The sequence below is a fragment of the Acinetobacter sp. YH12252 genome, from assembly GCF_013417365.1.
GTDB lineage: Bacteria > Pseudomonadota > Gammaproteobacteria > Pseudomonadales > Moraxellaceae > Acinetobacter > Acinetobacter towneri.
This window is the reverse complement of record NZ_VPEA01000030.1, coordinates 1-5,939: the sequence shown is the minus strand read 5'-3', so window position 1 is coordinate 5,939 and position 5,939 is coordinate 1. Positions and strand designations below refer to the sequence as shown.

6 protein-coding genes and 3 pseudogenes are annotated in these 5,939 nt (G+C 55.2%); 5 read left to right on the top strand and 4 right to left on the bottom strand.

What is annotated here, in order from left to right; all coding sequences use genetic code 11:
* The 3 genes and pseudogenes from FTV28_RS13275 to FTV28_RS13265 form a co-directional block, all read right to left on the bottom strand.
* The coding region (locus tag FTV28_RS13275; RefSeq protein ID WP_179990696.1) for a transposase zinc-binding domain-containing protein at window positions 1-445 on the bottom strand (445 nt) is incomplete at its 3' end.
* 210 nt (window positions 446-655) lie between these two features.
* Window positions 656-880, bottom strand: a complete 225-nt coding sequence (locus FTV28_RS13270) for a hypothetical protein (RefSeq protein WP_179989180.1) — start codon at window positions 878-880, stop codon at window positions 656-658.
* Window positions 877-1,041 (bottom strand): annotated as a pseudogene (locus FTV28_RS13265) (resolvase); the annotation flags it as partial. The gene FTV28_RS13270 and the pseudogene FTV28_RS13265, both read right to left, overlap by 4 nt.
* A 138-nt stretch (window positions 1,042-1,179) precedes the next feature.
* On the opposite strand from FTV28_RS13265, the gene FTV28_RS13255 reads away from it, so the two are divergent.
* Window positions 1,180-2,859 (top strand): Mu transposase C-terminal domain-containing protein, encoded by a 1,680-nt coding sequence (locus FTV28_RS13255; RefSeq protein ID WP_000179844.1) that lies wholly within the window; start codon window positions 1,180-1,182, stop codon window positions 2,857-2,859.
* A 2-nt stretch (window positions 2,860-2,861) separates the two neighbouring features.
* Complete coding sequence (locus tag FTV28_RS13250; protein ID WP_179990694.1) at window positions 2,862-3,854, top strand: TniB family NTP-binding protein; 993 nt, start codon at window positions 2,862-2,864, stop codon at window positions 3,852-3,854.
* Here the strand turns inward: FTV28_RS13250 and FTV28_RS13245 are convergent.
* Window positions 3,823-4,158, bottom strand: a pseudogene (locus tag FTV28_RS13245) (GNAT family N-acetyltransferase); the annotation flags it as partial. The gene FTV28_RS13250 and the pseudogene FTV28_RS13245 overlap by 32 nt on opposite strands.
* Between FTV28_RS13245 and FTV28_RS13240 the strand changes: the two are divergent.
* The 3 genes and pseudogenes from FTV28_RS13240 to FTV28_RS13230 all read left to right on the top strand — a co-directional run.
* Window positions 4,158-4,838: pseudogene (locus tag FTV28_RS13240) on the top strand (thymidylate synthase); the annotation flags it as partial. The pseudogenes FTV28_RS13245 and FTV28_RS13240 sit on opposite strands and share 1 nt — an antisense overlap.
* Before the next feature lie 27 nt (window positions 4,839-4,865).
* A complete protein-coding gene (gene dfrA20, locus FTV28_RS13235; RefSeq protein WP_179990692.1) occupies window positions 4,866-5,375 on the top strand; it encodes a trimethoprim-resistant dihydrofolate reductase DfrA20 in 510 nt (169 codons plus the stop codon).
* 3 nt (window positions 5,376-5,378) lie between these two features.
* The coding region (locus FTV28_RS13230; RefSeq protein WP_257222118.1) for a toprim domain-containing protein at window positions 5,379-5,939 on the top strand (561 nt) is incomplete at its 3' end.

Below are 5,939 nucleotides of genomic sequence, written 5' to 3'. Positions count from 1 at the left end.
CGATGCCCAGCACCCACCCCATGATCTCGGGCCGGCTGGCAAACAGGAAACGCAGCTGAAACGGGAAGCTCAACACCCACTGACGCATGGGTTGTTCAGGCAGTACTTCATCAACCAGCAAGGCGGCACTTTCGGCCATCCGCCGCGCCCCACAGCTCGGGCAGAAACCGCGACGCTTACAGCTGAAAGCGACCAGGTGCTCGGCGTGGCAAGACTCGCAGCGAACCCGTAGAAAGCCATGCTCCAGCCGCCCGCATTGGAGAAATTCTTCAAATTCCCGTTGCACATAGCCCGGCAATTCCTTTCCCTGCTCTGCCATAAGCGCAGCGAATGCCGGGTAATACTCGTCAACGATCTGATAGAGAAGGGTTTGCTCGGGTCGGTGGCTCTGGTAACGACCAGTATCCCGATCCCGGCTGGCCGTCCTGGCCGCCACATGAGGCATGTTCCGCGTCCTTGCAATACTGTGTTTACATACAGTCTATCGCTTAGCGGAAAGTTCTTTTACCCTCAGCCGAAATGCCTGCCGTTGCTAGACATTGCCAGCCAGTGCCCGTCACTCCCACTCGATTGTAAACAAGCACACAAAACCCTTTAGTGACAACAATTTGCAAGAACTATCAGGCTCAGTGCCATGAAAAATACCATGACCAGATCATGAGGTTGAACACGGCTTGCGCCGGCAGCGTTCACGCTCCTGGTCGGCGATCTCGCCCGGCTGCAATGCTAGCTCAGCATCGGTCATGCGCTCCAGCACGTCGCGTAGGCGGATGGTGCAAGGAATGGGCGGCAGCTCGAACTCATAGCCGCCGGCGATCATTTCGGACGCAATCTCCTCGGTGATGAAAAACGGCTCGTCGTCTTGGTTCGGCTTCTTCATGCCCTTTCCTCCTGGCGCTCATCCTGGCCGACAGCGGCCAGGGCATCGGCTTCCGTCAATGCGTCCTCCACGAACGCGCCGTGCTGCTTCGCTTCGGCCTGGCTGACCTCGGCCCATATCCGTTTCACCTGGGCCGCACTGTACCCGGCCAGCTCGGCTGTCATTTTCAGAAGACGACTGCACCAGTTGATTGGGCGTAATGGCTGTTGTGCAGCCAGCTCCTGACAGTTCAATATCAGAAGTGATCTGCACCAATCTCGACTATGCTCAATACTCGTGTGCACCAAAGCGAGGTGAGCATGGCGACGGACACCCCACGGATTCCAGAACAAGGCGTGGCCACTCTGCCTGATGAGGCTTGGGAGCGTGCGCGCCGTCGTGCGGAGATCATCAGTCCGTTGGCGCAGTCGGAGACGGTCGGGCACGAAGCGGCCGATATGGCGGCTCAGGCGCTGGGCTTGTCTCGGCGCCAGGTATACGTTCTGATCCGGCGTGCCCGGCAAGGCAGCGGCCTCGTGACGGATCTGGTGCCCGGCCAGTCCGGTGGAGGTAAAGGTAAGGGGCGCTTGCCGGAACCGGTCGAGCGCGTCATCCACGAGCTACTGCAAAAGCGGTTCCTGACCAAGCAGAAGCGCAGCCTAGCGGCCTTTCACCGCGAAGTCACTCAGGTGTGCAAGGCTCAAAAACTGCGAGTGCCGGCGCGCAATACCGTGGCCTTACGGATCGCTAGCCTTGACCCGCGCAAGGTCATCCGCCGGCGGGAAGGCCAGGATGCCGCTCGTGACCTACAAGGTGTGGGCGGCGAGCCTCCTGCCGTGACCGCGCCGCTGGAGCAGGTGCAGATAGACCATACGGTCATCGACCTGATCGTGGTCGATGACCGCGACCGGCAACCTATTGGCCGCCCGTACCTGACCCTCGCCATCGACGTGTTCACCCGCTGCGTGCTCGGCATGGTCGTCACGCTGGAAGCGCCGTCTGCCGTTTCGGTTGGCCTGTGCCTCGTGCATGTCGCCTGCGACAAGCGCCCTTGGCTGGAAGGACTGAACGTGGAAATGGATTGGCAGATGAGCGGCAAGCCCTTGCTGCTCTACCTAGACAACGCGGCCGAGTTCAAGAGCGAGGCCCTGCGCCGGGGTTGCGAGCAGCATGGCATCCGGCTGGACTATCGCCCGCTGGGACAGCCGCACTATGGCGGCATCGTGGAACGGATCATCGGCACGGCGATGCAGATGATTCACGACGAACTGCCGGGAACGACCTTCTCCAACCCTGACCAGCGCGGCGACTACGATTCCGAAAACAAGGCCGCCCTGACGCTGCGCGAGCTAGAGCGCTGGCTCACATTGGCGGTCGGCACCTACCACGGTTCGGTGCACAACGGCCTGCTCCAACCGCCGGCCGCGCGCTGGGCCGAGGCCGTGGCGCGTGTCGGCGTACCGGCCGTCGTCACACGCGCTACTTCGTTCCTGGTCGATTTTCTGCCGATCCTCCGGCGCACGCTGACCCGCACCGGCTTTGTCATCGACCACATCCACTACTACGCCGATGCGCTCAAGCCGTGGATTGCGCGGCGTGAACGCTGGCCGTCCTTTCTGATCCGGCGCGATCCGCGCGACATCAGCCGTATCTGGGTCCTGGAACCGGAGGGACAGCATTACCTGGAAATTCCCTACCGTACCTTGTCGCATCCGGCTGTCACCCTCTGGGAACAACGGCAGGCGCTGGCGAAACTGCGGCAGCAAGGGCGCGAACAGGTGGATGAGTCGGCGCTGTTCCGCATGATCGGCCAGATGCGTGAGATTGTGACCAGCGCGCAGAAGGCCACACGCAAGGCGCGGCGTGACGCGGATCGCCGCCAGCACCTCAAGACATCAGCTCGGCCGGACAAGCCCGTTCCGCCGGATACGGATATTGCCGACCCGCAGGCAGACAACTTGCCACCCGCCAAACCGTTCGACCAGATTGAGGAGTGGTAGCCGTGGACGAATATCCCATCATCGACCTGTCCCACCTGCTGCCGGCGGCCCAGGGCTTGGCCCGTCTTCCGGCGGACGAGCGCATCCAGCGCCTTCGCGCCGACCGCTGGATCGGCTATCCGCGCGCAGTCGAGGCGCTGAACCGGCTGGAAGCCCTTTATGCGTGGCCAAACAAGCAACGCATGCCCAACCTGCTGCTGGTTGGCCCGACCAACAATGGCAAGTCGATGAACGTCGAGAAGTTCCGCCGCACCCACCCGGCCAGCTCCGACGCCGACCAGGAGCACATCCCGGTGTTGGTCGTGCAGATGCCGTCCGAGCCGTCCGTGATCCGCTTCTACGTCGCGCTGCTCGCCGCGATGGGCGCGCCGCTGCGCCCACGCCCACGGTTGCCGGAAATGGAGCAACTGGCTCTGGCACTGCTGCGCAAGGTCGGCGTGCGCATGCTGGTGATCGACGAGCTGCACAACGTGCTGGCCGGCAACAGCGTCAACCGCCGGGAATTCCTCAACCTGCTGCGCTTCCTCGGCAACGAACTGCGCATCCCGTTGGTTGGGGTAGGCACGCGCGACGCCTACCTAGCCATCCGCTCCGATGACCAGTTGGAAAATCGCTTCGAGCCGATGATGCTGCCGGTATGGGAGGCCAACGACGATTGCTGCTCACTGCTGGCCAGCTTCGCCGCTTCGCTCCCGCTGCGCCGGCCTTCCCCAATTGCCACGCTGGACATGGCTCGCTACCTGCTCACACGCAGCGAGGGCACCATAGGGGAACTGGCGCACTTGCTGATGGCGGCGGCCATCGTCGCCGTGGAGAGCGGCGAGGAAGCGATCAACCATCGCACACTCAGCATGGCCTGTCGACAACCTCTCGCGCAACCAAGACATCGCGGTCGGACTGCAAGTGATCTTGAAGCCACGGGCCCGTCCCACCCCGACATGGACCTCGATGCCCGAACGGACGTTAGATTTCGAGTTCTAGGCGTTCTGCGATGAAGGTTGGATCCCAGCCGGGATTGAAAGTGTCGACGTGGGTGAATCCGAGCCGCTCGTATAGGCCACGCAGGTTCGGGTGGCAGTCGAGCCGCAGCTTGGCGCACCCCTGCGTTCGCGCGGCATGGCGGCAAGCCTCGATCAGCGCGGAGCTGACACCCCGGCCCGCATGTGTCCGTCGCACCGCGAGCTTGTGCAGATATGCGGCCTCCCCCTTGAGGGCGTCGGGCCAGAACTCGGGATCCTCGGCCGACAAGGTGCAACAGCCGACGATGCCGTCGCTGCAACTCGCGACTAGGAGCTCGGAGTAAAGGTTTTCCGGTAATTACAACAAAGAAATTACACCTTCGTTCGATTATTCATGAACTTCTATGGTTTATTAGTGGTGATACCAATATTAAATATTTAAAAGACAATAAAGTTTCAATCTGGGACGAATGGGCGGACGAAGATGGTAATATTGGACCTGTTTATGGTCATCAATGGCGTTCTTGGCCCGACGGTAAAGGTGGAACTATTGATCAGATTAAAATCTTGATAGATGGTTTGAAAAACAATCCGGAATCGAGAAGACATATCGTAAGTGCGTGGAACGTAGCAGACATTCATAAAATGGCTTTACCTCCTTGTCACAACATGTTCCAGTTCTATGTTGCAAATGGAAAATTAAGTTGTCAACTCTACCAACGTTCAGCAGACGTTTTCTTGGGTGTTCCTTTTAACATCTCAAGCTACGCATTGTTTACAATGATGCTAGCGCAAGTTTGTGGATTGGAGGCTGGAGACTTCGTTCATACTTTTGGAGATACGCATTTGTATTCCAACCATTTTGACCAAGCTAAGCTTCAATTATCTAGAGAATTACGTCCACTTCCAACAATGAAAATAAATCCAGATGTTAAAGATATTTTCTCTTTTAAATTTGAAGATTTTGAATTAGTTGGATACGATCCACATCCACACATTAAAGCAGCTGTTGCAATTTAATTAGCTTTAAAATATAAGGAAACAGAAATGGGTATTAAATATAGCTTAATTGTTGCAATTGGGAAACACCGAGAAATGGGTGCTAACAATGATTTGCTTTGGCACTTACCAAGAGATATGCAATTTTTTAAGGAAACGACAACGGGTCACGCTGTTGTAATGGGAAGAAAAAATTGGGAATCTATTCCTCAGAAGTACAGACCGCTTCCAAATCGTTTAAACTTCGTTTTAACACGAGATAAAAACTATAGTGCAGAAGGTGCAACAGTGATTTATGATTTAAAAGAAGTCGCACAACATCTTGAAGGAAAAGACTTAACATGCTTCATTATTGGTGGTGCTCAAATCTACCAACTGGCCTTAGAAACAGGACTTTTAAATGAAATGTATGTCACACAAGTACATAACACATTTGAAGAAGCTGACACCTTTTTCCCTTTTGTAAATTGGGTAGAATGGGAAGAAGAAGATATTTTAGAACAAGATAAAGATGAAAAACATCTTTATTCATTTAATATAAAGAAATTTACGCGTTAATTCATGAAAGTTTGCATTGCTGAGAAACCAAGTGTTGCCAAGGATATCGCTGCCATTATCGGTGCTAATACTCGTAAAGATGGGTATTACGAAGGTAATGGATATCAAGTAACCTGGACTTTCGGGCATTTGTGCACGCTTAAAGAACCAAACGATTATTTACCGGAATGGAAATATTGGGATTTAAGAAAATTGCCCATGATTCCTTCTCGATTTGGAATTAAGGTCATAGATGATGAAGGAATTAAAAAGCAATTTAAAATTGTCAAACAACTTCTTGTAAACGCCGAAGAAATTATCAACTGCGGGGATGCTGGACAAGAAGGAGAGGTTATCCAGCGATGGGTATTCTTAAAGTCAGGAACGAAAGCACCTATCAAAAGATTGTGGATTAGTTCCTTAACGGAAGAAGCAATTAAAGAAGGATTTGCAAACCTACGTATAGGAAGAATAAACGCCCTTTTCACCCAAGTCCAACAGCTTTGGACCGCAGTTGACTCTTTCGACACCCCTGCGATGCAACCCAATCCGGCTGACGGGGAGCCAGCAACGCTGAAAATTTAC